The sequence below is a fragment of the Pimelobacter simplex genome, from assembly GCF_900114845.1.
GTDB lineage: Bacteria > Actinomycetota > Actinomycetes > Propionibacteriales > Nocardioidaceae > Nocardioides > Nocardioides simplex.
Genome location: NZ_FOUK01000004.1, coordinates 647,723 through 669,133, shown reverse-complemented (window position 1 = coordinate 669,133; position 21,411 = coordinate 647,723). Strand labels below are relative to the sequence as shown.

The following is a 21,411-nucleotide window of genomic DNA, read 5'->3' as shown; positions in this document are numbered from 1 at the left end:
TCGGGTGGACGCCCCACTTGGTCTGCCGTCCGCACCGCGACGGCGGGAATGCCGGCCGCGGCCGATGTGCACCCGGCGAGGCTCCCGGGAGGTCAGAGGGCGTAGGTCCAGGCGACGAGCCCGGAGAACCGGCCGTCGTCCTTGCTGATGGCCTGGCTGATGTTGAAGGTGACCGGCGTCGAGGTCTTCCCGCCGATCAGAAGGTTCTGCTCGTCGAGGGCCCCGGTTGCCTTGTTCAGCGCCCAGCGGGCCTCGTCCACGGTGCGGCCGACGCCGCGCAGGGTGATGCGCCAGCCGGAGACGCCCGCGCGACCAGCTCGGAAGACCCCGGCGGCGCGGCGCTCGACGGTCAGCAGGAGGTGGATCGGGGGCAGCGTGCCGGCGTTGCCGTCGGCGCCGGGGACGTTGCCGTAGTCGAAGACGATCGGCTTCGCGGCGCTGTCGACCAGACCGGCTGCGGTCAGGAGCCCGACGATGACGTCTCGGTGGACGCGCTCGTCGACCACGGGAGCGCTCGTCATCGCTCACCACCAGAGGTGAACGAGAGCTGGTCCATCATCTTCCCGATGTCCCTGACGAACTCCGGCTCCTGCAGGTCCCAGCCCTTCTCGATGTCGAGGTGCGGCGGCTGGTTGCGCGAGCCGAAGTTGAACGACATGTCGCCCTGCGCACGGTCCGACTCAGGGCCGTACTCGCCTTCCAGGGGGCTGAGCATCTCCGCGGTGAACGCGCTGGGGTAGTGCTTGCCGTGAGCGCCGGCAGACTCGCGCGCGATCGGGATGGTGCGGCGATTGCCCTCGCGGATGGTCTTGCGGACCAGCTTGCTCGCCTCGCGACCCAGCGTGCGTGCCGTGCCCGCCATGTCGTTGACGAGGTCGTGGATGTCGTGCTCAACACGTACTCGCATCAGGTCCACTCCTCGGGGCGATCGACGACGAACACGAGCATCCGACGGGCCGTGGCCTGGTCCTGGCCGGTCGACTCGAGGATCTGGCAGACGACCGGGGTCTCGCCGGCGTAGATGTCGAGCAGGTCGCCGTCGTGCAGGTCGGCGGTGTCGTGGGGGTGGTTGGCGGTGCGGACGGGGACCTCGATGTCGACGCCGCCGACGTTGACGGTGCGGTGGGTCGCGGCGCCGCGGGGCACTCCGGCGAGACGCAATGGGAGATCGACGTGGATGGCCGCCCAGACGGGGACCTCGAGCCCGGTCTCCTCGTCCTGCTCGGTGTAGCCCGTCTTGCGCATGACGGCGCAGCGGGACGTCATCCGAGCCTCGGCCATCGCCCGGCCGCGAGCAAGCCGTGCGGCCAGCCGCGCCGGGAGCCCCGCGGCGTCCATCAGCAGTACTTGATCGAGCCGGACCAGCCGTTGAGCACGGCCGCGTCTGCGGACTGGAGGCGTCGGAGCTCGGCCGCGGTGAAGTAGATGTCCTCGGTGGCGTCGGCCTTCTTCCAGGCTTCCTGGTAGTCGTCGATCGAGCCGGACTCGGACTCGCGGCCCTCGGGGTTGCGCAGGACCCGGCGCGCTGCCGCGGTGACGACGTCAGCCACGGTCGTGGCGTCGATCTGCCCTGCTTCGATGCGACCGACGAGGCCCCGATCCTCGCGCTGCAGCTGGCGCCAGGCGACATCGAGCCAGTACTGCTGGAGCTCGTCGTCGGCTGAGCCGGTGTAGCCGGGGATCGGGGCGCTCGCCGGGTTGTTCATCAGCCCTGAGCCTCGTCGTCAGCGATCAGCGCGGCGACGAGGGTCTCCACGCTGCCTCGCTTGCTGATCCGGTCGCCGTCGGGGCGTCCCTCGTTGCGGCCGTCGATCTCGGCCTTGAGCGCATCGAGGTCGAGGCTCGAGTAGTCCGCGGGCGCCGCGGGGGCGGGGTCGGGTGCCTCCGCCTTGAGCTGCTCGATCTCCGCCGTCAGGGCCTTGATCTCCACCTCGAGGTCGACGATCCGGTCGTCGCGCTCGGCGAGCTGGGCGTCGTACTGCTGGCGCAGCGCGGCGACCTCCGCCACCGCGAACTCGCCAGTCTCCGGCTCGGTGGAGGCGACCTCGCTGCCCCACACGTCGGCGGCGATCGTGTCGGCGCCCTTGATGTCGGCCTCGTCGGTCCCGGCCTCGTAGATGTACGGGCCGACCTGCACTGTGGTGCTCAGCTTGCGGCCCATCAGACGAGGCCCTTCCAGATCACGATCGCGTCGTTGTCCTGGAGGACGGGCATCCCGACCGCGGCGCCCTTGACGGCACGCTGGACCGGGTTGTCGTTGCCGAGCGTCACGATGGTGAGGCCGGGGACCTCGGCCGCGGACAGCGCGGTTCCGCCGTTCGGCTGGACCCGCTGGACCTGCTGGACGGCCTCCTGGGTGATGCCGAGCTCGGTGCGACCGACCGGGTCGTCGTTGCTGGGCAGGAACACCAGGGTGCCCTCGGCGAAGAACCGCGTCCGGGCGCCGGCAGCGTCCTTCATCTGCCGGTCGTAGGTCACCGGCACCGGGAGATTCCGGTTGGCGGCGTAGGCGGCGACCTGGTCGGCGCCGACCGGGCCCTGCGGGAACGCCACCTGCAGCGCAGCGACCAGCAGGCTGTAGACCTTGCGCGTCGTCACTGCGACGCCGGCGGCATCGCCGGCGACCGCCGCGTAGACGTCGTGGGCCGCGGCGTAGGCGTTCCACACGGCCGCACCGTCGGCCGGGTTGAGCGGGGCGCCAGCGGTGATGATCTGGGCGCCCGGGATGCCGAAGTCGACGCTGTGCGTGGTGCCGTCCTCGGTGACCAGGGAGATGATCCCGGTCGAGAGGAGCTGGCCGCGCATCGCCTCCATGGTGTTGTCCACGGTCGCCGCGCACTGGCCGGCCGCCGACGTCACGGCGGGCTGCCAGTCGACCGCCTGGCCGGCGAGCTGCTGCGCGAGGATGAACTCCTGGTTGAGGTCGACCTCCGTCAGGTTCACCAGCGGGGTGACGGCGGGCAGGTCACCGCGCACGTCGATGATGCCCTGCTTCTGGATGGGGATCGCCGGCGCGTCGAACGCCCGGATCGGGACGGTCTGGTCGTTGCGAGTGCGCCGACCGAGACGGTAGGTGACGCTGGGCACGTTGACCACGGGGAAGAACCGCGCCAGCGAGTTGCGTGCGTCCTGGAGCTGGCGAGCCGCGAGGATCGTGGGCCGCAGGTCCGGGACGAGATCGATGAGCTGCATGATCGGTGGTCCTCTCGGGTCAGGCCGGCGTGACGCCGTTGATGAAGTTGACGTTCTTGAGCGCGTTCTCCTGCGCGAGGGTGAGAGCGGCCGGCAGGAAGCGCCGGTCCACGTCACCGCCGTCGACGACGGAGATCAGGTGCGTCTCCCCGGCCTTGTGGGTGTACTCGTTGAGCACGAGCCCCTTGCCGGCGACCAGGGACCCGGACTTGACGAGCCCGTTGGCGTCCTTGACGACGTCGGCGAACGTGACGCTGACGCCGCGGGTGCTGGCCTTGAGCATGTTGCGCAGCCAGCGGGTGTCGCCGTTGCTGTAGGTGGTGCGCTTGGGCGCGAAGTTGGACACGGTGCTTCTCCTTCGGTTGGTGTGTCCGGATGGGTGATGCCCGTGGGCTGCGGCCTCGCGCCTGCGCCTTCGGGTGGTTCGGTGTCGCTCAGGCAGTCGGGGCGGTACGGACGCCGGCCGTGAGCTGCATCTGCGCGAGGATCTCCTTGACCTTGTCGGCGTCCGGAGTGGCGATGGGGCCTCCTCCACCGATGCCGACGGGGGCGATGCGAGTGGTGGACTTCGCGAGGTGGGGCTTGGCCTCGACGACCTTGTCGAGCGCGGCCTTGACCTTCTCGACGTCGGCACGACCGTCGGCGTCCACGATCGTCGTGAGGTCGACGTTGGCGAGCGCGTCGGTCGGGTCGTGCAGCAGCGGCTTGGCGGCCTCGAGGACCGCGTCGCGGACCTTGTTGGCGGCGGCCTCGGCGGTGCGCTGCTGCTCGGCGTCCTGGAACGGCTTGATCGCCGCGGAGACGGCCTGCTGGACGATCGCTGCGATGTCGGGCGCCTCGCCGGGCTTCGGAGGGTCGGCCGGCTTCGGGGGATCCGCGGGCTTCGGCGGGGCGGGCTTGGCCCGGGCGGCGTCACGCTCACGGACGGCCGTGTCGCGATCCCGCTCGGCCTGGACGCGGGCGGACCGCTCGCGGACCAGCGCCGTCTTGCCGGGGTCGCCGAGCGCGTCCCACGTCTCCTGCGGCACGTCCTCGGGGCGCTCGGGCGGGTCGTTGGACGGGTCGCCGCCCATGATCGGGAAGATCGGGCGGCCGTCGCGGCGGAACCCGATCGCGCGGATCGGCTCGCCGGTCAGCGGGTGGTTCTTGCCGAGCAGCGGCAGAAGTCGGGCAGGGGTGGGGTTGGACATCGCGTCCTCCTGTGGATCTGGCGCGCTTGGTACGCGGCGCCGGGCGCTCCTCGTCCATCGCGGGCGAGATCAGGTGAGGTAGCCGTAGAGGCGGAGCAGCCGCAGCGCGTCTTCGCGGTCGGCGGCGATCTCGTAGATCGACTCGGGGCGTAGGCGGACCGGGCGAGACGGGTTCCTCTTGCGCCAGGCCGCACGTCGCGTGGTGCCGTAGCGGGTGACCTTGACCCGGTGACCGAACACCTCCGCGGTCGAGATTCCGGACGCCGAGTTGATGACGGTCGTGACGTCGGAACCATCGCGGATCGCCTGCATCTCGGCCTCAGTCAAGTCCCGGATCCAACCGCGCTCAAAGGCGTCCTCCGGGGTGACGACCAGCCCGCGGTCGAGGGCATCTTGAAGGGACGCGCACGACTCGCTCGTGCAGTCGCAGCCGGGGTGGCGGTCGAAGGCAGCGTCGGTGCGGTAGATCCTCCCCGCCAGCACCGTGCAGCGCTTGCACGACGGCGGGACCAGGATGCGGACGTAGAACGCCTGCCCCTGCGCGTACATCTCGGCCTGACCGGCCGAGCGGGCCGCGTCCTGCACCTCGGAGGCCATGAGCTGCGCGAGTGCGGCTTGGAACCGTGTCGGGTCGTCCCACCACGGGGGTGGGAGCGCTTCGACGGGGGCAGGGACTCGCGCGTCGATCGTGGCGACCAGCGGCTCGGAGATCGGATACCCGAGCGCCGAGACGCCGGCGAACGGGGCCGGGGAGATCAGGGGCGGTCGGTCAAGACGAGTCGAGACCGTCGCGATCGCCAGCGCTGCAGCGCGGAGCTGGAATCCAGCGACCTCGGTCAGGATCTCCGCCCAGCCGGCGCCAGCGGCCAGGAGGCGCTGGATGCCCAGGCCTGCGGCAGCAGCAAGAGCCGCCTGCTGGGCGTGCGCCTCACGCGCTTGCTGCGGGGTCGCTGTCGGCACTCGGGATCGCCTTGAGACGGGCGCGCGTGGCCGGGTCGAGCAGCGCGAAGACGTCCGCATTCGCGCCGGACTCGGCAGCGCCGACGGCGGCGTCGATCACGTCCGGGTCCCACCGGAGCACCCGCTCGGCCACCACCCGCATGTCGTAGCCCGACGCGATCAGCTTCGTCGCCTGGTCGACCTGCTGCGACTCGATCCGGGTCTCCGGATCCACCCACCGAGGAGCCACGCGCACGCGTGCGGACGGGACCTCGATCGCGAGGATGATCTGGCCGAGACGACGCCAGGACTGGTTCAGCGACCCCATCCGGCCCATGCCGTTGATGCGCCGCACCATCGGCGCTTCGTCGACCTTGAGGAGCTCTCCGGTCATGTGGGACTTGAGGTCGAGCGAGAAGTAGCCGGACGGGAGCTTGGTCTGCCGACGGATCACCCCGGCCGCGTGGTCTGCCCAGGTCACGAAGGACGCAAGGCCAGCGGGCTCGAGCTGACCGAACTCGGCGTCCTTGCTGGTCGTGCCCCAGAAGTGGTCGGCGCGCGGCTTGAAGCCCAGCACCGGCTTGCCGTCGGGGCCCACGAGGGGCTTGGACGGGTCCTTGGGATCGCGTGGGATGTCGAGGCCCTTGCCGTACCGGATCGGGACCGCGCCGAAATGGCCGGCGAAGACCATCAGGCCCTCGATGAGGTCGATCACGTCGACTGCCGTCGCGATCCGGTCGATCTCGGAGGTCGGCTCGAGCAACAGGCGCGCGCGGGGCGCGAACTCGACCACGGGCACGCCCTTGATGCCGGTCGAGATCGGGTCGCCGTCCGGGATCCAGCGCGAGGCCACGCCGGAACCCTGCGGGTCATCGTGGACCACAGAGTCTTCGCGCAGCGGCTGGTCGATGCCGTCGAGGCGCAGCATCCCGCGTCGGTCACCGGTCCACTCGTCGGTCCAGATCTTGAGGTACGCGTCGACGTCGTAGGGCGGCGCCTGCGACCGGTGCACGGCCGCCTGGGTGGCCGACTCGATGCCGACCACTGCCCGGTCGCCGTTCTTCTCTCGGGACGCGGACGCGAACGCGCGAGAGTCGATCAGCGCCTCGCGGTGGCCCTCCTGGTGCATCACGTCGAGGTCGCTGCCCTCCCAGGCGTTCTGGAGGATCTTGCTGGTCTCCTTGTCGTCGACCGCGTCCAGGCCGCCGACCAGCAGCCGCTCAGTCAGCGCGTCGACCACCACGGCCGCCGTGCCCGTCTTCGGGACGTCGAGGGCGGAGAACATGTTGCCGGTGACGAGCGCGGTCTCCGTGCCGCCGGCCGAGGCGACGATGAGGCCGGGATAGACCTCGGCGTACTCGCGCGCGAGGAACGGCAGGATGTGCTCGTTGGCGTAGCGACGCTGGAAGCCCGCCGAGTACGCCTTCTGCTTGTCGATCTTCTCCAGCAGGTGCTTGGTCCACTGCATGATCGTGGGCATCGGCAACCTCCTGGGGGTCGTGTGGTCAGAGTCCGAAGACGAGTGGAGGGAGTTCCTCGACCGGGGCATCGGTCCAGCCGGCGGTGATGGCGTCGGCCCGAGCTTCGAGCGCGAGCGCGTCGCCCACGACGGTGTCGATCTTGCGGGCCGAGTTCGGGTTCTCCTTGCGGACCAGACGCAGCCGGCCCTTCCACCACACGTAGGCGTTGCCGTAGTGGTCGGAGGCTTCCTTGTCGCCGTCGTGCCAGGTGACGCGGTTGGTCAGGTCGGTGTGCAGCCGGTTGAGCGCGCCCGCCATCGCCACGTCGCGGCTCGTCGGCCACGAGATGACGCGGGGCATCTCCGTCGTCTTGCCGTCGACGACGTAGCGCTCGTGACCGAGCTCGGCGGCTAGGGTCTCGATGTCCGATCGCCACTCGTGCGGGTCGTAGTAGCCCCGGACCACGCGGTAGTCGCGGTGGACCTCGCGGATGCGGGCGAGCACCTCGTTGCGAGGCACCGACCAGCCCGCGCCCGCCGCGCCCTGCGGCTTGGCCCACGAGCCGAGCTTGAACAGGAAGCCGTCGGACATCCGGCATCCACGCAGCACGGTGGTGTCGTCGTTCAGCGACCCGTCGAACCCGATCGAGATGGCGGTTCCGAGCTCGACCTTCTCGCCCGGTCGCGCCTGCCTGTCGTGGATGTTCTTCGCGATCCATGCATCCGAGCCGGCCATCGACCTGTTGAGGAAGTAGCGGGCCGCCTCGGCCTCGTCTCGGCAGACGGTCGGGTCGAGCATGTCGCTGTAGACGTCCTCGGCAACCATCCAGCCGCGCTCGGGGTCCATCGCGACGCCGTACACGTCTCGGAGCTGCCGGAGGGTTCGGTCACGGTCGGTGATGTCGATCCGGCCCTTGGCCTCGCGGTGCAGCACGATCCAGTCGTCGCCGAGCTGGCCCTTGCGGTACATCCGCTCAAGGACTTCCCACACCGACTCCTCTCCGAGGCGGCAGGCCGTGGTGGTCAGGAGCGCCCACGGCTCGGCGTGCTTGCGCTTGCCGGTGTTCCGCAGAGCCGTGGCGTACATGTCGCGCAGCTCAGCGGTGACGTAGAGGTGAACCTCGTCGGGGACGAGGAAGGTCTCCTTGCCCCCGTCCTTCGACGCAGCGCCGGCAGTCGACAGCACGCACTCGCCACCGTCGGGCAGGGAAATCGCGGTGGCCCTCATGTAGTCCCGGACACCGCGGACGCCGCCGTAGATGTCGGGGTGGGCATCCGGGCCCCACTCGCCCATGATGTAGGCGATGTTCTGGAACGTGTTGCCGGCCTGCTTCTCCTCGGTGGCCAGGCAGCGGATGAACGGCGAGGTGACAGGGCGGCCGACGGGCTGACCGTTGGCATCGAACCCATCGAAGCGGACCGGACCGAGAGCCTCGGCGACGCCGATGATCCCCGCCTTCTCCGACTTCGACCGGCCCTTCGGCATCGAGAGGACGCCGCGGCGCTTCTTGCGCCGGCCGGTCTCGGGGTCGAGCTCGTAGGCCGCGATGATGAAGTCCTCGATCTCCGGGTCGGAACCGAGGTCAAGCGGTTGGCCCATGACGTCGCCCGGGCCATGGCAGGCGTACTCGTTGAGCCAGTCGACGATCGTGTAGCCCAGGGAGCAGACCTGCCCCTCGAACGCCGGGACGAACGGCATCGGGGATCAGCCCGACTTGCGCGCGGCGCGCTCCCTGGCCCGGTCGATCGAGGAGACCTTGCCCGCGCCGTCCGCACCACCAGGCACGGTCGGCTTCTGCGCCCCGCGGGGCCCGCGGTGCTGAGGGCGCTTGCCGGTCGCCGGGTCGGGGAGCCGCAGGGCGGCGATGAGCTGCTTCATCGAGTTCGCCGTCTCGTTCGCCTTCGACAGCGCCCCTACGATCTGCAGCTTGAACTCGACCCCGACCATGTCGGCCGGGACCAGGGTGGCCCACGCATCGACGTCGCCCCGCAGCAGCTCGTCGAGCTTGTCGCAGCGGTCCTTCATCCGACACGCCTCGGTCAACTGCACGACCTGCGGGCCGTCGAGCTCGTGGTCATCGGTGATCGACTTCCACAGCATCCGCCCACCCGGGCCAAGGCCCGAGGGCATGCGAGGGTTCGTCATCTGGGGGGTCACCTCTCCGGGGCATCGCGCCCAACGCCGAGCCGGCATCGCGCCGTACCCGTCTGGTGATGTACGAGAAGGAGAACTCAGGTCTGGAAACTGCGAGACACCTCTCCCACGGTCCTCTGCCGGGGTGGGGTGGGATGGGGATGCCCCACCCTGTATGCGTCTCATGAGATATCGCGGTGGGTGCGGTGTGGGCATCGGGCGCGGCCGCTGGTGGCGTAGTCGCAGGGTGGGCATTCGGGGCCGTGGTAGCGGCTGCGGTCGTCGTCGCAGTGGCCGAGCGTCCAGTTGTTCGGGTCGATGGGCTTTCGGCAGCGCCAGCAGGTGAACCGTTCGCCTGCGTCCATGCGTCGTTGGTGCTCGGCGCGGAGGCGGTCGTGTGCGGCGTCATAGCCGCGTTCCTGTCGGGTGCCGCGCGCTCGGTCCTTGGCTCGGGTGTGCTTGGCGCACCGTGTGGCCTTGGTGAGTGTGGGGCAGCCGGGCTCGAGGCAGACCTTCATGGGTCGTCTCCGGTGGGGATGGAGAACGCCCCGGGCCGTGTGGCTCTCGGGGCGTTGGGATGGGGAGACACTTCTCCCGTGCGGCCAATTGTGCATGGCGGCGGGGGTGCGCGCAAGCGGCCGTCGTGGTCAGGTGCGCCAGGCGGGGTTGAAGTCGGGGCAGTCGGCGTACACCGAGGCGAGGGCGAGGAGGGTGTCGCAGCCGATCGGGCTTTCGCTGTCGCAGGTCTCTGAGCACCACGCGCCCGGACCGGGCTCGTGCAGCTCCACGATCCGGCGCTTGGCCTTGCACTCGGCCAGCACGCGGTCGGGGCTCGCCAATCGGATGTATCCCGTCCCACCTCCGCGGATCTCGACCTTGCCCCGGTGGTGTTGCCAGTCGCGCCCGATCGCCTCGTCTTCGGCGATCTGGGCCAGCAGGAACTCGGTGATCGTCACGCGGTGATCATCTCCTCGGCGTCGGGTTCGTCCTGGTCGTGGTTCTCGGCGCGGATGTGCTCGGCGAGCAGGCTTATGGTGCCCGGCTCCCAGGTGGAGCGGCAGTCGATGCAGAGGGCGGCGTGGTCGGCTGGGCGGATGCGGAGGGTGCCGCGCTTCCCGCAGAGGGGGCAGGTGTTGTTGGGCTTCCAGGCGGCGACGTCCCAGCCGGAGACGATGCGGGCCTGGTGCCACCAGCGGGTGATGTCGTGGTGGAGGCAGCATCCTGTGGCCCGGGCGTCGGTGGTGCAGGTGGTGGTCTGCGGGAGGAGTGAGCCGGCGAGGCGGACGCACGCCTTGGTGTCGCCGGGGTCGTCGAGGCCGAGGTCGCGGACCCAGCGTGCGGCTTCGAGGTCGATGCGGATGAGGGTGTCGAGGGCTTCGAGGGAGGCGACGGGGCGGGAGCCGTAGCCGCTGCCGGTGCGGTCGTCGCCGCCGGTGAGTGGGGTGGCGTGCTGGAGCTGGTCTAGGAGGGCGGGGACGGTGACGTGGTGGTGCTGGGTGTAGGTGGTGCCGTTGGCCTGGTGGGTGTAGGGCTCGGAGTGGCGGTGGGTGGTGGTGAGCTCGCGGACCATGTCGGTGGGCTCGGGGGTCACGGGGTCTCCTGTCGGGCGGTGCGGGCTTGGGCGACGCGTGCGTCGCGGGCGGCGCTGCTCTCGTAGTCGTGGTCGGCGTGGGGGTTGTTGCGGCAGCGGGTCTCGGGTTGGCCGCAGGTGCCGCAGAAGGTGTGCCGGTCGTAGGGCGCCGGGCTGCCGGTGGTCTCGGCGACGCGCTCGCGCCAGGCCGAGGAGCGGGTGTTGCTGATCGCGGCGGGGGTGTCGAGGGTGGTGTCGCAGGCGGCGCGGGTGACGGCGAGGACGACGTCGCCGAGGGCGAGGTGTTGGACCTTGCGGATGTGGGCGAGGATCCCGGGTGCGTCCCAGCGGCGTGCGCCGTGGGGGCGGAGGTCTTGGGCGAGGGTGACGAGCCGGTCTGCCCACTGGTCGGTGACGGGCATCAGGCGCCCGCCTTCGGAACCCAGGAGCCGCAGGCGGGCCACCAGGCACGGACGTCACTGGCGGCGCCGTGGGTGATGACGGCGCCGGGGCGCTGGCACTTCGGGAAGGCCTTGTTGTGGTGGCCGATCAGGCCGCGGAACTGGCAGGTGCCGCAGGTGGGTGTGCCGTCTTGGGGGCTGGTGGCGGTGCGGGTGGCGTCGGCGTCGGGGTGAAGGCGGCGGCCGGTGAGGGGGTGGCGGCCGGCGGCGATGTCGGCGGCCTGGCGGCGGGTGCGGCGCTGGTCCGGGGAGAGGCGCTCTGCTCGAGGCGGCTCGTAGCCGCCGAAGAGCGGCTGGTCGTGGTGCTCCGCATCCATGCCCTGGCCGGTGTCGGCGGTGGGGTTATCCACAGGCTCGGCGTCGCGCGCGGGACCGTGAGGTTCATGGATGGGTGACCACGTTTTCCCTTCCCTTTTCCCTTCCCTGTTCCCTTCCCTTCCCTTCCGGGGGTGAGGTGTGGGTGAGCCGCTCACGTCGGACTCAGTGAGGGCTCCGTGAGGAATGCGGGAGTCGCCCATCACCACAGCCCGTCCGGCTCGTGGATCGGGCACGGAGGGATCTTGCTCTTCGTGGGCCGGTTGATCCGCTGGTGCTTCGCGCCTTGCACGAAGTTCACGAGGTGGAAGTAGGGGACGTCTGCGACCTCGTAGCGGCAGAGCGGAGGGTCGTCTCCCGCGGCGAGTTGAGCGATGTGGCCGGCGATGACCCTGGGGGTCTTGGCCTTGATCCGGGGGGCGATCTCGGCCTTGATGAGCTCGGGGTCGTTCTCTCCGCGGCCCTGGTCGTCGACGTAGCAGAAGAGGCCGACGAAGGTGCGGAAGAGGGCGTCGGAGTAGGTCGAGACGTTGCGGCTGGTGAGCAGTTCGGGCTTGATCGTGCGGATGCGCGCCATCGGGGCGTCAGACTCCTTGGTCGGAAATGGTTGGCAATACCCCTTGCCTTGATCTGGCTAGAGGCCTAGACTTACGCTCATGAAGAGGACGGACCTGATGAAGCGGCTCCGCAAGATCGCCAAGAGCCAGGGCGAGACGGTGGAGATCCGCGAGGGCGGGAGCCACACGGTCGTGAAGATCGGGAGCCGCCAGACCACGGTCCCCCGGCACAACGAGGTCAACGAGATCACCGCGAAGGCGATCATCAAGCACATGGAGGCGAGCGAATGAAGGTCACCGCGCAGGCCACCCGCTCCGGCGGATGGTGGGCCGTGGAGGTCCCGGAGGTCCCGGGCGCCTTCACCCAGGTGAAGCGCCTCGACCAGGTCGGCGAAGCCGCTGCGGAAGCGGTCGCGGACCTGCTTGACATCCCGGTCGACGACGTCGAGGTCGAACTAGCGCCGGCGCTGGCCGACGAGGCTGTTCAGCGTCTCAACGAGGCCCTCGACGCGGCTGCCGCGGCGTCGAAGGCACAGGCCATCGCGTCAACCCTGATGCGGGACGCCGTGGCGTACTTCCGGGAACAGGAGAACCTCACCAACCGGGACACCGCCGTGCTGCTGGGGATCTCGCACCAGCGGGTCGGGCAGCTCTTCGAGACCCGCGATGAGGCGGTCGCGGCGGCCCGCGAGCTTGCACGGAACGGTCAGGTCGAGAACGTCTCCACCCGCGCGGGGAAGCGGGTCGTGCACAAGTCCGCGAACGGCCAGTGGACGACGTACTCGGCTGCAGCGCGTCGCCCGACCGGGCGGGGCGCAGCGAAGGGCTGACGTAGACGCCGATCGAGGATGCCACCGGCGCTCGTCGAGGGGCTCGAGGAGCGAGGTCGGGGCCGGATCCGGGGCTCGGCGGCGTGGCGTGATTGTCTGCGAGGAAGCGTGAAGCGTGGATACGGTCCAAGGCATGAGCGATGTGTGGAACGACCAAGACCTTCCGGTGCTTCGAGCAGCGGTGGAGGCGCTCGACGAGGACCCTGACGCGTTCGAGGTGACCGCTGAGCACCTCGCCGACGCACACCTTGACGGCATCACCGAGGACCAGGCGCGAGCTTCGTTGAAGCGCCTCGTGATCGGCGGGTACCTCGAAGAGCCGAGTCTGCGCAATCGGTTGGCGTCGTGGACGCCCGGTGAGTCGGTCGTCGGGTACTCCGAGCGCGCGCTGCGGGCCGTGGGCACGTGGCCGACCACGGAGGTAGCGCTCGAGCGCCTGGTCGCCGCGCTCACCGAGGCGGCTGAGCAGGCCGACGACCCCGAGGTGAAGTCCTCCCTGAAGAGTGTGGCCAAGTGGATTGGCTCGACGGCCACCAACGTCGGTGCCAGCATCGCGGCGACAGTGATCACCGGGGGCATGTAGGTCGTCATGACCGCTCCCCGCGGATGACCTTGGCCGCCGTCCACATCCCGCCCAGCCAGTTGTTCAGCATCGGGCTCTTCAGCGGGTCGCCGCCGAAGGCGTCGGTCAGCCGCTTGACCTCGCTCTCGACCTCTGCGTCGACCAGCGCCGCGGCGGCCTCGGTGGCTTCGTCCTTGATCCGCTGGACGACCTGCGCCGAGTCACCGAGAGCAGCGACGGTCGGGCACGGCCAGTGCTCCGTCCCGGGCTCGAAGACCTTGTCGTCGCGCAGGTCGTTGACGTCGTCGCCCCCGAAGCACCAGTGCGTCTTCCCGTGCAGCGACCACACCGCCGCGACCTGGGTGCGCAGCGTGGCGGCCTCCTGCTCGGCGGCCTCGGCCTTGGCCTGGAACTGCTGAGCGATCCCGATCCATCGATCACGCGCCTCGCGCTGGCGGTTCCGCTCCCGCTCGGCCTCCGCGAGCCGGTCGGCGACGTCCGACTCGACCGCACTGGTGATCTCCCAGGCAAGGTCCCAGCGCCGGCCGTTCGTCCCGCTCCCTTGGTCCGGCTCGCCGAGCTTGCGGTTCAGCGCCTTGTAGACGGTGGCGCACAGGTCGGTCCGCTCGACCTCGCTCAGCCCGGCCCGGTCGGACGGCTCGGGAGCGGGGGCGCGCTCCGGCGCTCCCGACGCCACCCACTCCTCGCACTCGTCGCACCACACGACGTCCTCGGCCACGGGGGTAGCGGTGACGTGGATGACGTGCGCGTCCGCCGTCGTGCTGTCGGTCGCCACGGGCAGGTCGGCCGGGTGCTCGTCCAGCAGCGCGCGGAGTCGGTGCTCCATGTTGTCGTCGTGCAGCTCGTCGGCCAGCGCGGCGAGCGCGGCATGCAGGCCGGTCATCACGCACGCGCCTTTCGGATCTCGGCCAGGATCTCGTCGGGGTCGGGCTGGCCGGGCTCGGTCTCCCACTGCCCGTTGCAGACGTAGGACTCGAGCGCGTACACCGCGCCGTCGAGCGATCCGCACCCACCGGACGAGCCAAAGCCGATCTCGGTGAAGTCGTCCTCGTCGGCCGCCTCGTCGCGGCGCTGGATCTGGAACTCGATGCGGTACTCAGGCACGGGTGTCTCCTTCGTGGACGGCGTCGCCGTCGGTCGTGGTCTTGGGGTCGTAGACGGTGAAGCAGGGGTGATTCGGTCCGTAGAGCCGGAAGCCGTTGCTGAGGGTTGAGCAGTACGGACACGGGCTCATGCCTCGCTCCCGTCGGCCGTGGTGGTGTCGGCGCCGTCGAGCGCGGCGCGGAGATCCTGCTGCGCGCGCCAGTAGCCCTCGGTCTGACGCACGTCGTGAGTGGTCGGGTGAGCCGCCAGCCAGTCCCGGACCCGCGCGATGACGGCCCGCTGTTCGGCGACCTTGCGCGCGAGGGCGTCCCGGTTGGCCTGGATCTCGTCGCGCTGGGTCGTGACCTGGTCGAGCAGGGTGAGGAGCAGTTCGATGTCGGCACGGGCGTGCGCGATGAACACGGCATTCTCGCCGCACGGTTCGGGAACGCGCGCGATCTCTCGGTTTCCGTCTGGGGCGAGGATGACCCAGTCGGCGCCGAGCCAGATGTCCCACGGCCCCGGGGTCGCGGCTTCGGCTCTCGCGCGGATGTTGGCGAGCGTGTCGTCCAGGTCGGTCGAGGCGGTCACCGGGATGCCGTGCTGCGGGCAGTCCATGTCCGCTTCGACGCCGGTCCCGAAGCAGCACTCGGCGCAGTGGTTCATCCCATGGCCGTCGGTTCCGCGGCCGGGGCACGGTGGGCACTTGCACTCCTCAGCCACGGTCCTGCTCCTGCCGGTATCCGCGGACGGCGTGGGAGACGTGGTCGACAGCCGAGTGCCAACCAGCGATCCAGGCTGGGTCGAGGTTCGGCGAGGGCAGGAACGCATCACGCTGGGCAGCGACGACCGTCTCGACGTCGTCGAGTGCGGCGGTGACGTGCTCACGGACGACGGCCGCGGCCGCGTCGAAGATGCGCTCGTGCTCGGCGGCCTGGTGCATGGTGCGGCCGTGGTCCCGAGCCTCGTAGAAGGCGTCCTTGATCTTCGAGGCGAGTGCGTCGCGCTGGGTGTCGGTGAGTTCAGCCACGGTGGGCCTCCTCGGAGTAGGGGTTGCTGGATTCGTCGATATGGCCGCGGTCGAGGTCGTACTCGGCCTGCGCGCCTTCCTCCCAGGCGCGTTCGGCGATCTGGCGGTCGTGGTCGGCGAGCCAGGAGGAGGCCATGAGGGTGCGTGCCTTGTCGTGGTCGAGGCCGCCGGGCGCCATCTGGCGCTGGCAGAATTCGGTGAGGTGGTGGCTGGACGCGCACCACTGGCGATGGAAGAACGCCGCGAGCTCGGCGGCCTCGTCGCGTTCAGGCATCGTCGCTCTCGATCGCGGTCGCGGCGCCTGGGCTTCGGCGCGTTCGGCGTCGCCGCCCAGCGTCAGGACCCAGTCGGTGAGCCGCGCCTGCTCCTGCTCGGCCGCCGCGAGTAGGTCGAGCAGGCGGCGTCGGTGCCGGTAGTTGGGGGACCCGGTCCGGGCGTCGGGGAACAGGAGGCTGATCTCTCCGCGCAGCTCGGCCAGCCCAGCGGTCTCGGGCAGCGGTGTCCCGCACGCTGCGCAGCCCATCGCGGGCTCGGCGTCGGGGCACTCCGGGCAGGAGGCGGCGCGGTCTGTGGCGGGCTGGCCGCGGTCGAGGTGGTCGCGGACGCCGTGCTGCGCGGTGATGTCGTGGTCGGTCATGGTGTGGTCCTTCCGGTGGTCCAGCGCGCGCGGGCGCAGGGGCAGGGGGCGGCGGCCGCGGTGGCGGTGCGGATGGTCTTGGGGCAGGTGGCGGTGTGGGGTGGGTGGCCGCACCAGAGGCAGGAGCCGGGCGGGATGTACCGGGCCTCCTTGTCGGCCGTCACGCCGCGCGACTTCGCGTGATCCGCACCGCGCCGGCACGCGCGCGGGTACGGTTCGGGCCCGTGAAGGAAGTACTGCTCGCCGCTCTCCCGGTCGCAGGCTCGTTGCTGCTGGCTCTCGGCTCCTGGGGCGGCCGCCGGCCGTTGATCCGGAGCGGGGGCGAGATCCAGCGCCGCACGCTGTCGGCTGAGCTCGAGTTCGTCTCGCAGTTCCCGGAAGGCTCAGTTGAGCGGCAGATGCTCGACGACCATCTGCGGGTCGGCGTCTCTAGGTACCTCGCCGATTCGTTCTGGCAGACCCGAGACCAGGCGTACATGATCGGCTTTGGGCGGCTCATGCTCGGGTTGGCAATGCTGACCGCGGTGGCGAGCTGGGTCATGTCGCTGGTGCTCGCGTTCGCAAGGCGTGCCTTGCACGCGGAGACGGTCGACTCGCTGGAGAGCGCCCGGAACAGCGTCATGGTGCTGTCCATCGGAGCGATGGTGTACTGCTTGCTGATCTTGCTCGTCCACCACCGCAGCAGGAAGAAGAAGCCGGTGTGGTCTTCCAACCTCGATGCCCAGACCTGGGAGAGGCTGAAGTCCGAGCTCGCCCCGCGTCGCTCAGCGGATCCCCGCGACGCGTCAGCATCGCCGGACACCCCGGCGTAGTCCACCGCCCTACTCATTGGCGAGCTCCAGCAGCACATCCGCGTGGCAGGGCACCGGCTTCCCGTCGGCGTCCTTGAGGGGGCACCAGCAGGCGAGGTCGTGGCCGGCGAGGACGCGGCGGATGTCGGCGACGGTGGGGACGTGGAGTGGGCCGCGGCGGTCGGTGCGGGCGAACTGGTGGCCGTCGAACGTGGTGGCGCCGTCGACCACGAGCTCGCGGTACATGCGGACGGCGTCGGCGCGGGGGAACATGCCGCCGGCGGTGCGGGCGACGGGGAACGGGTTGCCCCAGGGGGTCGGGCGGCCGACGTAGATCGTGCCGAGCGGTGCCCGCCACCCCGCGGTCCGCTGCCGCTGGATCCGCACCGGGCCGGTCACAGCAGCACCCCCTGCGCGACCGCGCTGGCCACGGCGCCCGACCCGGGGAAGAGGTCGTCGACCGTGTCGTGCTCGGCGTCGTACCCGAGGGCGTCGAGCACCCAGCGGGTCCAGGCGGGTGGCTTCGCGCCGGCGAATCCGACGTACTCCACCGGTGCGGTCAGGACGTCGTGCACCTGGATCGCGCCTCGGCCGGCGCGGCGGTCCTCCGGGGTGTAGACCAGGACCGCTTCCCACTTCGACGCGATCCGGTTGCTGCCGTGCTGGGTGTTCGGCCGGTGCCAGACCATGATCCGGGCCGAGATGGGCCAGGGGTGGTAGTAGGCCAGGCCGTCCGGGGTGGTCGCGATCGCCCAGCCGTCATAGCGCGCGCGGAGGTCCTCGAGGAGCTGGCGGTGGCGTTCGGGCTGGTCCCACTCGCCGGCGTCGGGGTGGAAGTCGGCGGGCGTCTCCTTGCGGGGGCGCGTGCCGTCGCCGTAGTAGCGGCGCGCCCGGCTGTACGAGGTGACGCGGACTGGGCCGCCGGGCCGGTCGCGCCGTTCAGCGAGGCGGGGCGGGTAGGGAGGGTCGGCGATCGCGAGCCTCATGCGACAGCCTGCCCGTCGAGCCGGCGGCGCTGGTCGCGGAGAGTGTCGAGCCGGACGCCCAGGCGCACGGCGGCCTGCTCCTCGGACTCCCCCTGCGACACCAGCCAGTCGAAGTCCTCGACCCGGGCGTGCACGACGTCGGGCCGGCCCACGCGGCGCCGGGAGTCGGGCCGCCACGGCTCCGCGGTCGGGTCGTCCATGTCGATGCCCTCCCACGCGAGCGGGGGCGCCCAGCCGTTGCGGCGCGCGAGGCGGAGGTTCCGGCCGACGCGGGGACCGGAGGCGGGTGTCATCGACAGGCGGTTGTAGACCTTGAGGACGCGTCGGGCGGTCTCGGCGGTGATGGTGTTGGCGATGAGGGGGTACTTGAACGCCGCGTGGGCGCTTCCCCAGCCGCCGACTTCGGCGAGTTCGCGGAGGCTGTAGCCGAGGGCTCGGAGTGCCTGGATGCGGCGCCGGGTGCCGTGGGCGGCGACCTTGGTCGCGCCGCCGGCGAGGAGCCGCTGCTTCTCGTAGCGCATCTTGGCGCGCTTGCAGGCGTCGCAGGCGGGGGTCTTGGTCCGGAGGTGGGCCGAGCAGCCGGCGATCGTGCCGTGGCGGGGGTCGTCGGGGCTCATGCGGCACCGACCAGGGACTCGGCGACAGCGGCGATGAGGTCGCGTGCGGCGGGCGGGGTGACGGCGTTCCCGGCGAGCTTGACGCGCTCACGGCGGGTGCCGGACCACTTGTAGTCGCGGGGGAAGGCCATGCCGGCGGCGACCTCGTGGGGCTCGAGCATCCGGAAGAGGCAGTCGTCGACCTGCGCGGCGGCGGCGTCGATGTCGCCCGGGGTGAGGACGGACTGGTGTCCCGCGGTGGTGAGGGTGCGGAGGTACTCGGTAGCCGGGGTGGTCATCTCGGCGCCGCCGGAGTTCATCCGCTGGATGAGGGCGTGTCGGTCGACCGTGGTCAGGGCGCCCATCGGCTGGTCGGTGGGCTTCGCGGTCTTGCTGGCGCCGTAGTACGGCGTCAGGAGCGACATGTTCCCGCCATTCGCGGTCAGGGTCCGCAGGTACTCATCGGTCGGGGTGGTGTGCCGCTCGGCGGCACCGCCCTCGATGCCGTAGTGGCGGGTGACGAGCGCGTGGTGGTTGCCGGACGCGGTGACGGTGGACAGCGGGTGGGCGGCTGGGCGCGCATCGGACCCGCCGCCGCGCAGCTCGGCGATGAACGGGGCCTCGACGACTGCGGTCGTCTCGCGGGTCGTCATCGTGCGGTGCGGCTCGATGGCAGCGCGGGCGTCGTCGTTCCACGTCCCGCCGGCGGGCACGCACAGGGCGTCGAGGTGGCGCGAGGTCTGGGTGCGCAGCGGCTGCTCGGCCGCATTCACCCGGTCGCCGGCACGGCCCTCGAGCGGCACGACCAGGGCCTTGGACTGCGTGGTGTGCAGGGTGCGGAGGTACTCGTAGATCGACCAGGTGCGGACGCCGGGACGGCGCTCGAAGGTGTTGCCCGCGACCTCTGCGGTGAACGGCTGCCAGTACTTCGCGATCCCGGCGGCGATCCGGCGGCGGGTCTTGTCCGCGAGGGGCTTGGTCCGGTCCCCGATGCGGGTGCCGCGCAGCGACCAGTCGATCGCGGCGGCGGCCGGGAGGTAGCCCGGCTCGACGGTGGTGCCGCAGCCGCCGTGGACGTAGACGTACTGGGAGCGGTACTTCCCGACGGTCTTGCCGTTCTTCCATGCCTGCTGGGCCTCGACGACCTCGGAGCAGTCGGGGCACCAGGCGAGGGGGCGGAGGACGGCGTCGATGTTCGGGACGCGGTTCCCGCGCTGCCAGGCGACGATGTAGAGCCGGTCGCGGGACTGGGGCGCGGGGTCGCCGAGCGCCTGGGCGTGCATGCTGTTGAGCGAGACGACGCGGAAGTCGTAGCCGAGGTTCCGCAGGCCCTTGCGCCACAGCGCCCACTCGGGCGCGAACTTGGCGTTGGTGGCGATGTCGACGACGTTCTCGATGACCATCGCGGCGTAGCGGTGGTGCTCGACGAACCGGAGGACGTCGAACATCAGGAGGCGGGAGCGCTGCACGATGGCCTTCTCGGGGTCCTCGTCCTCGACGAGGTCGGGGTTGAGGAGGTCGAGGAGGTCGCCGTCGATCGAGGTCGAGATCCCGGAGTACTTCCCGCCGGAGGCCTGCGACCACTTCGTGCACTCCGGGGAGGCCCAGAGGATGTCGGTGGTCGGGAAGAACCGGGGGTCTTCCTCGTGGAGGTCGACGGCGGCGTGGTCGGCGTCCGGGTGGTTCTCGTTGTGCACCGCGATCGCGAGGTCCCAGTGGTTCGCGGCCATCACGACCTCGACACCGGGGACCGCGACCATGCCGGTCGACGAGCCACCACCGCCGCAGAAGATGTCGGTGACCGTCAGCACGGCTCCTCCGATCCGAACAGCTCGGTGTCGGCGGTGAGCAGCCGCGCTGTGCTGGTGGTGGCCTCGACGCGGCGGGCCAGCACCTGGGTGCCGAGCTCGTAGATGGCGTCGCACGTCGGGCAGCGGACGGCGTAGGCGAAGTCGCCGTCGTAGTGACCGTGTGCTCCGCAGGCGCAGTAGAAGTCCAGGCACACCGTGGTGCCCTTCCACTGGATGAAGGTCTCGGCGTCGGTGCCAGGGAACGGCGCCAGGCGCTCGTCTGCCGGAACGGAAACGGCGCCCGGACCGGTGGTCTCGGGCGCCGTGGTGGCGGGCTGGGGCGTGGTGCTCATGGGCGTTCTCCAGTGAGGAGCGCGATCAGGTCGCGCAAGGTGGTGGTGACGTACTGGTCGAGGGGGTCGGCGGTACCACGGCGCTTGTGGACGACGAGGCCGATCAGGGCGTCGTCGTTGCCGCGCTCGATGTCGGCCTCGTCGACCCAGCCGGCGAGGTTGAGGCGGGCGACGTCCTTGCACTCGACGACGACACGGGGGTGGAGGAGCTGGTCCTGGTCGTAGATCGCGCTGCTGATGCGGAGGCCGCCGATGTCGCCGCGACGGTCGATCCGGTCATCGACGTGCCGGGCGAGGCAGTCGGCGATGGACCGCTCGAAGCGGGTCCCGGCGCTCTTGGCCGACGCGCGTGAGCGGCCCATTAGTCTTCGACCTCGACGAGCTCGAAGATCCGCAGCGAGTCCTGCGGTCTGGGCGCCCAGACCTCGGGCGGGTCCTCGACGAACGCACGGGCCTCGGCCTCGTTCGGGAAGAAGTCGACGAACCCGTTCTCGGTGCCGTGGGTGAACTGCACGACGGCGTGAAGGCTCATCGCGCCCACCGACCTTCGTAGGCCCGCTCGATGGTGAGCGCGTCGACCGCCGCGGTGTACGGCCCGCCGGCGTGCTTCCGAGCGGTCTCGACGAGGTCGCGGACCCGGTCGCGGGCGGCTCGCAGGTCGCCGAGCTCGTCCATCAGTCCGTCCCAGGCATCCGCGAACGCCGCCGGATGATCGTGGGCGCAGAGGACTGCCGGCATCGTGAACGCGCCGGACTTCGCGAGGTGGTCGGCGAGGAAGAAGGCGCCTGCACCGGAGCTGCCGAAGATCCGGCCGTCCTTGTCGTAGTCGACGAGCGCGGTCTCTATCGCGTCGACCAGGTTCTCGGGGATCGAGTCACCCATCGTCTGCACCTCCGTGGCAGGTCTTGTGGATCC

Annotated in this window: 35 protein-coding genes; 4 read left to right on the top strand and 31 right to left on the bottom strand. The window is 70.7% G+C overall.

Going from position 1 to position 21,411, the window contains the following annotated elements:
• Positions 1 to 92: 92 nt before the first annotated feature.
• From BM223_RS20090 to BM223_RS20005, 17 genes are all read right to left on the bottom strand, one after another.
• The gene (locus BM223_RS20090; RefSeq protein ID WP_141267630.1) at positions 93 to 521 is read right to left on the bottom strand and encodes a hypothetical protein; all 429 of its coding nucleotides are present in this window, start codon (positions 519 to 521) and stop codon (positions 93 to 95) included.
• The gene (locus BM223_RS20085; RefSeq protein ID WP_038676250.1) at positions 518 to 907 is read right to left on the bottom strand and encodes a hypothetical protein; all 390 of its coding nucleotides are present in this window, start codon (positions 905 to 907) and stop codon (positions 518 to 520) included. The genes BM223_RS20090 and BM223_RS20085 overlap by 4 nt, the downstream gene beginning before the upstream one ends.
• The gene (locus tag BM223_RS20080; RefSeq protein WP_038676248.1) at positions 907 to 1,338 is read right to left on the bottom strand and encodes a DUF6093 family protein; all 432 of its coding nucleotides are present in this window, start codon (positions 1,336 to 1,338) and stop codon (positions 907 to 909) included. The genes BM223_RS20085 and BM223_RS20080 overlap by 1 nt, the downstream gene beginning before the upstream one ends.
• Positions 1,338 to 1,706: a hypothetical protein gene (locus BM223_RS20075; RefSeq protein ID WP_038676246.1), complete on the bottom strand. Its 369-nt coding sequence runs from the start codon at positions 1,704 to 1,706 to the stop codon at positions 1,338 to 1,340. Before BM223_RS20075 ends, BM223_RS20080 begins: the two co-directional genes overlap by 1 nt.
• A complete protein-coding gene (locus tag BM223_RS20070) occupies positions 1,706 to 2,161 on the bottom strand; it encodes a hypothetical protein (RefSeq protein WP_038676244.1) in 456 nt (151 codons plus the stop codon). Before BM223_RS20070 ends, BM223_RS20075 begins: the two co-directional genes overlap by 1 nt.
• Positions 2,161 to 3,192 (bottom strand): major capsid protein, encoded by a 1,032-nt coding sequence (locus BM223_RS20065; protein WP_038676242.1) that lies wholly within the window; start codon positions 3,190 to 3,192, stop codon positions 2,161 to 2,163. Before BM223_RS20065 ends, BM223_RS20070 begins: the two co-directional genes overlap by 1 nt.
• 19 nt (positions 3,193 to 3,211) lie before the next feature.
• Entirely contained in the window at positions 3,212 to 3,538 is a 327-nt protein-coding gene (locus BM223_RS20060; protein WP_038676240.1) for a hypothetical protein, read from the bottom strand.
• Positions 3,539 to 3,626: 88 nt separating this feature from the next.
• A complete protein-coding gene (locus tag BM223_RS20055; RefSeq protein ID WP_038676238.1) occupies positions 3,627 to 4,382 on the bottom strand; it encodes a hypothetical protein in 756 nt (251 codons plus the stop codon).
• A 69-nt stretch (positions 4,383 to 4,451) separates the two neighbouring features.
• On the bottom strand, positions 4,452 to 5,342 hold the full coding sequence (locus BM223_RS20050) for a hypothetical protein (protein WP_052138132.1): 891 nt from the start codon (positions 5,340 to 5,342) through the stop codon (positions 4,452 to 4,454).
• Positions 5,311 to 6,801, bottom strand: coding sequence for a hypothetical protein (locus BM223_RS20045; protein ID WP_038676236.1), 1,491 nt, complete (start codon positions 6,799 to 6,801; stop codon positions 5,311 to 5,313). The genes BM223_RS20050 and BM223_RS20045 overlap by 32 nt, the downstream gene beginning before the upstream one ends.
• 25 nt (positions 6,802 to 6,826) lie before the next feature.
• Positions 6,827 to 8,479 (bottom strand): hypothetical protein, encoded by a 1,653-nt coding sequence (locus BM223_RS20040; RefSeq protein WP_052138131.1) that lies wholly within the window; start codon positions 8,477 to 8,479, stop codon positions 6,827 to 6,829.
• Positions 8,480 to 8,485: 6 nt separating this feature from the next.
• Positions 8,486 to 8,911, bottom strand: a complete 426-nt coding sequence (locus tag BM223_RS20035; RefSeq protein WP_200887053.1) for a hypothetical protein — start codon at positions 8,909 to 8,911, stop codon at positions 8,486 to 8,488.
• 650 nt (positions 8,912 to 9,561) lie between these two features.
• Positions 9,562 to 9,870 carry a DUF6221 family protein gene (locus tag BM223_RS20025; RefSeq protein WP_038676231.1) on the bottom strand — a complete coding sequence of 103 codons (309 nt, stop codon included), beginning with the start codon at positions 9,868 to 9,870 and terminating at the stop codon, positions 9,562 to 9,564.
• Positions 9,867 to 10,505 (bottom strand): DUF7341 domain-containing protein, encoded by a 639-nt coding sequence (locus tag BM223_RS20020; protein ID WP_038676229.1) that lies wholly within the window; start codon positions 10,503 to 10,505, stop codon positions 9,867 to 9,869. The genes BM223_RS20025 and BM223_RS20020 overlap by 4 nt, the downstream gene beginning before the upstream one ends.
• Positions 10,502 to 10,906, bottom strand: coding sequence for a hypothetical protein (locus BM223_RS28580; RefSeq protein WP_141267632.1), 405 nt, complete (start codon positions 10,904 to 10,906; stop codon positions 10,502 to 10,504). Before BM223_RS28580 ends, BM223_RS20020 begins: the two co-directional genes overlap by 4 nt.
• On the bottom strand, positions 10,906 to 11,295 hold the full coding sequence (locus BM223_RS28575) for a hypothetical protein (RefSeq protein ID WP_141267634.1): 390 nt from the start codon (positions 11,293 to 11,295) through the stop codon (positions 10,906 to 10,908). Before BM223_RS28575 ends, BM223_RS28580 begins: the two co-directional genes overlap by 1 nt.
• Before the next feature lie 167 nt (positions 11,296 to 11,462).
• Positions 11,463 to 11,837 (bottom strand): hypothetical protein, encoded by a 375-nt coding sequence (locus tag BM223_RS20005; protein ID WP_052138130.1) that lies wholly within the window; start codon positions 11,835 to 11,837, stop codon positions 11,463 to 11,465.
• Positions 11,838 to 11,916: 79 nt separating this feature from the next.
• Between BM223_RS20005 and BM223_RS20000 the strand changes: the two genes are divergently transcribed.
• The 3 genes from BM223_RS20000 (at position 11,917) to BM223_RS19990 (ending at position 13,230) form a co-directional block, all read left to right on the top strand.
• Entirely contained in the window at positions 11,917 to 12,108 is a 192-nt protein-coding gene (locus tag BM223_RS20000; protein ID WP_038676224.1) for a type II toxin-antitoxin system HicA family toxin, read from the top strand.
• Complete coding sequence (locus BM223_RS19995; RefSeq protein ID WP_052138129.1) at positions 12,105 to 12,647, top strand: DUF2188 domain-containing protein; 543 nt, start codon at positions 12,105 to 12,107, stop codon at positions 12,645 to 12,647. Before BM223_RS20000 ends, BM223_RS19995 begins: the two co-directional genes overlap by 4 nt.
• Positions 12,648 to 12,780: 133 nt before the next feature.
• Positions 12,781 to 13,230 carry a hypothetical protein gene (locus BM223_RS19990; protein ID WP_141267636.1) on the top strand — a complete coding sequence of 150 codons (450 nt, stop codon included), beginning with the start codon at positions 12,781 to 12,783 and terminating at the stop codon, positions 13,228 to 13,230.
• Positions 13,231 to 13,234: 4 nt separating this feature from the next.
• Here BM223_RS19990 and BM223_RS19985 read toward each other — a convergent pair whose 3' ends face one another.
• From BM223_RS19985 to BM223_RS19965, 6 genes are read right to left on the bottom strand one after another with little or no spacing between them, the layout of a single operon-like run.
• A complete protein-coding gene (locus BM223_RS19985; RefSeq protein ID WP_038676221.1) occupies positions 13,235 to 14,113 on the bottom strand; it encodes a hypothetical protein in 879 nt (292 codons plus the stop codon).
• Complete coding sequence (locus tag BM223_RS19980; RefSeq protein ID WP_038676219.1) at positions 14,113 to 14,334, bottom strand: hypothetical protein; 222 nt, start codon at positions 14,332 to 14,334, stop codon at positions 14,113 to 14,115. The genes BM223_RS19985 and BM223_RS19980 overlap by 1 nt, the downstream gene beginning before the upstream one ends.
• Positions 14,327 to 14,464 carry a hypothetical protein gene (locus BM223_RS29220; protein WP_158510157.1) on the bottom strand — a complete coding sequence of 46 codons (138 nt, stop codon included), beginning with the start codon at positions 14,462 to 14,464 and terminating at the stop codon, positions 14,327 to 14,329. The genes BM223_RS19980 and BM223_RS29220 overlap by 8 nt, the downstream gene beginning before the upstream one ends.
• Positions 14,461 to 14,979, bottom strand: a complete 519-nt coding sequence (locus BM223_RS19975) for a hypothetical protein (protein WP_038676218.1) — start codon at positions 14,977 to 14,979, stop codon at positions 14,461 to 14,463. The genes BM223_RS29220 and BM223_RS19975 overlap by 4 nt, the downstream gene beginning before the upstream one ends.
• Before the next feature lie 49 nt (positions 14,980 to 15,028).
• On the bottom strand, positions 15,029 to 15,343 hold the full coding sequence (locus BM223_RS19970; protein WP_038676216.1) for a hypothetical protein: 315 nt from the start codon (positions 15,341 to 15,343) through the stop codon (positions 15,029 to 15,031).
• Positions 15,336 to 15,980, bottom strand: coding sequence for a hypothetical protein (locus BM223_RS19965; RefSeq protein WP_038676213.1), 645 nt, complete (start codon positions 15,978 to 15,980; stop codon positions 15,336 to 15,338). Before BM223_RS19965 ends, BM223_RS19970 begins: the two co-directional genes overlap by 8 nt.
• A gap of 224 nt (positions 15,981 to 16,204) precedes the next feature.
• On the opposite strand from BM223_RS19965, the gene BM223_RS19955 reads away from it, so the two are divergent.
• Positions 16,205 to 16,792: a hypothetical protein gene (locus BM223_RS19955; protein WP_038676210.1), complete on the top strand. Its 588-nt coding sequence runs from the start codon at positions 16,205 to 16,207 to the stop codon at positions 16,790 to 16,792.
• Positions 16,793 to 16,801: 9 nt separating this feature from the next.
• Here BM223_RS19955 and BM223_RS19950 read toward each other — a convergent pair whose 3' ends face one another.
• From BM223_RS19950 to BM223_RS19915, 8 genes are read right to left on the bottom strand one after another with little or no spacing between them, the layout of a single operon-like run.
• On the bottom strand, positions 16,802 to 17,170 hold the full coding sequence (locus BM223_RS19950; RefSeq protein WP_038676208.1) for a DUF4326 domain-containing protein: 369 nt from the start codon (positions 17,168 to 17,170) through the stop codon (positions 16,802 to 16,804).
• Positions 17,167 to 17,757, bottom strand: a complete 591-nt coding sequence (locus tag BM223_RS19945; protein ID WP_038676206.1) for a hypothetical protein — start codon at positions 17,755 to 17,757, stop codon at positions 17,167 to 17,169. Before BM223_RS19945 ends, BM223_RS19950 begins: the two co-directional genes overlap by 4 nt.
• Positions 17,754 to 18,374 carry a hypothetical protein gene (locus BM223_RS19940; RefSeq protein WP_038676204.1) on the bottom strand — a complete coding sequence of 207 codons (621 nt, stop codon included), beginning with the start codon at positions 18,372 to 18,374 and terminating at the stop codon, positions 17,754 to 17,756. Before BM223_RS19940 ends, BM223_RS19945 begins: the two co-directional genes overlap by 4 nt.
• Positions 18,371 to 20,164, bottom strand: a complete 1,794-nt coding sequence (locus BM223_RS19935) for a DNA cytosine methyltransferase (protein WP_038676202.1) — start codon at positions 20,162 to 20,164, stop codon at positions 18,371 to 18,373. The genes BM223_RS19940 and BM223_RS19935 overlap by 4 nt, the downstream gene beginning before the upstream one ends.
• Positions 20,158 to 20,496: a hypothetical protein gene (locus BM223_RS19930; RefSeq protein WP_038676200.1), complete on the bottom strand. Its 339-nt coding sequence runs from the start codon at positions 20,494 to 20,496 to the stop codon at positions 20,158 to 20,160. Before BM223_RS19930 ends, BM223_RS19935 begins: the two co-directional genes overlap by 7 nt.
• Positions 20,493 to 20,858, bottom strand: coding sequence for a hypothetical protein (locus tag BM223_RS19925; RefSeq protein ID WP_038676198.1), 366 nt, complete (start codon positions 20,856 to 20,858; stop codon positions 20,493 to 20,495). The genes BM223_RS19930 and BM223_RS19925 overlap by 4 nt, the downstream gene beginning before the upstream one ends.
• The gene (locus BM223_RS29215) at positions 20,858 to 21,028 is read right to left on the bottom strand and encodes a hypothetical protein (protein WP_158510156.1); all 171 of its coding nucleotides are present in this window, start codon (positions 21,026 to 21,028) and stop codon (positions 20,858 to 20,860) included. Before BM223_RS29215 ends, BM223_RS19925 begins: the two co-directional genes overlap by 1 nt.
• Entirely contained in the window at positions 21,025 to 21,378 is a 354-nt protein-coding gene (locus BM223_RS19915; RefSeq protein WP_038676195.1) for a hypothetical protein, read from the bottom strand. The genes BM223_RS29215 and BM223_RS19915 overlap by 4 nt, the downstream gene beginning before the upstream one ends.
• Positions 21,379 to 21,411: the final 33 nt, after the last annotated feature.

Bases quoted from the DNA above. Each gene is read 5' to 3' on its own strand.
- BM223_RS20090 (WP_141267630.1), bottom strand. From the start codon at position 521: ATGACGAGCGCTCCCGTGGTCGACGAGCGCGTCCACCGAGACGTCATC.
- BM223_RS20085 (WP_038676250.1), bottom strand. From the start codon at position 907: ATGCGAGTACGTGTTGAGCACGACATCCACGACCTCGTCAACGACATG.
- BM223_RS20080 (WP_038676248.1), bottom strand. From the start codon at position 1,338: ATGGACGCCGCGGGGCTCCCGGCGCGGCTGGCCGCACGGCTTGCTCGC.
- BM223_RS20075 (WP_038676246.1), bottom strand. From the start codon at position 1,706: ATGAACAACCCGGCGAGCGCCCCGATCCCCGGCTACACCGGCTCAGCC.
- BM223_RS20070 (WP_038676244.1), bottom strand. From the start codon at position 2,161: ATGGGCCGCAAGCTGAGCACCACAGTGCAGGTCGGCCCGTACATCTAC.
- BM223_RS20065 (WP_038676242.1), bottom strand. From the start codon at position 3,192: ATGCAGCTCATCGATCTCGTCCCGGACCTGCGGCCCACGATCCTCGCG.
- BM223_RS20055 (WP_038676238.1), bottom strand. From the start codon at position 4,382: ATGTCCAACCCCACCCCTGCCCGACTTCTGCCGCTGCTCGGCAAGAAC.
- BM223_RS20045 (WP_038676236.1), bottom strand. From the start codon at position 6,801: ATGCCCACGATCATGCAGTGGACCAAGCACCTGCTGGAGAAGATCGAC.
- BM223_RS20040 (WP_052138131.1), bottom strand. From the start codon at position 8,479: ATGCCGTTCGTCCCGGCGTTCGAGGGGCAGGTCTGCTCCCTGGGCTAC.
- BM223_RS20035 (WP_200887053.1), bottom strand. From the start codon at position 8,911: ATGCCCTCGGGCCTTGGCCCGGGTGGGCGGATGCTGTGGAAGTCGATC.
- BM223_RS28580 (WP_141267632.1), bottom strand. From the start codon at position 10,906: ATGCCCGTCACCGACCAGTGGGCAGACCGGCTCGTCACCCTCGCCCAA.
- BM223_RS20005 (WP_052138130.1), bottom strand. From the start codon at position 11,837: ATGGCGCGCATCCGCACGATCAAGCCCGAACTGCTCACCAGCCGCAAC.
- BM223_RS20000 (WP_038676224.1), top strand. From the start codon at position 11,917: ATGAAGAGGACGGACCTGATGAAGCGGCTCCGCAAGATCGCCAAGAGC.
- BM223_RS19995 (WP_052138129.1), top strand. From the start codon at position 12,105: ATGAAGGTCACCGCGCAGGCCACCCGCTCCGGCGGATGGTGGGCCGTG.
- BM223_RS19990 (WP_141267636.1), top strand. From the start codon at position 12,781: ATGAGCGATGTGTGGAACGACCAAGACCTTCCGGTGCTTCGAGCAGCG.
- BM223_RS19985 (WP_038676221.1), bottom strand. From the start codon at position 14,113: ATGACCGGCCTGCATGCCGCGCTCGCCGCGCTGGCCGACGAGCTGCAC.
- BM223_RS29220 (WP_158510157.1), bottom strand. From the start codon at position 14,464: ATGAGCCCGTGTCCGTACTGCTCAACCCTCAGCAACGGCTTCCGGCTC.
- BM223_RS19975 (WP_038676218.1), bottom strand. From the start codon at position 14,979: ATGAACCACTGCGCCGAGTGCTGCTTCGGGACCGGCGTCGAAGCGGAC.
- BM223_RS19965 (WP_038676213.1), bottom strand. From the start codon at position 15,980: ATGACCGACCACGACATCACCGCGCAGCACGGCGTCCGCGACCACCTC.
- BM223_RS19945 (WP_038676206.1), bottom strand. From the start codon at position 17,757: ATGAGGCTCGCGATCGCCGACCCTCCCTACCCGCCCCGCCTCGCTGAA.
- BM223_RS19940 (WP_038676204.1), bottom strand. From the start codon at position 18,374: ATGAGCCCCGACGACCCCCGCCACGGCACGATCGCCGGCTGCTCGGCC.
- BM223_RS19930 (WP_038676200.1), bottom strand. From the start codon at position 20,496: ATGAGCACCACGCCCCAGCCCGCCACCACGGCGCCCGAGACCACCGGT.
- BM223_RS19925 (WP_038676198.1), bottom strand. From the start codon at position 20,858: ATGGGCCGCTCACGCGCGTCGGCCAAGAGCGCCGGGACCCGCTTCGAG.
- BM223_RS29215 (WP_158510156.1), bottom strand. From the start codon at position 21,028: ATGAGCCTTCACGCCGTCGTGCAGTTCACCCACGGCACCGAGAACGGG.
- BM223_RS19915 (WP_038676195.1), bottom strand. From the start codon at position 21,378: ATGGGTGACTCGATCCCCGAGAACCTGGTCGACGCGATAGAGACCGCG.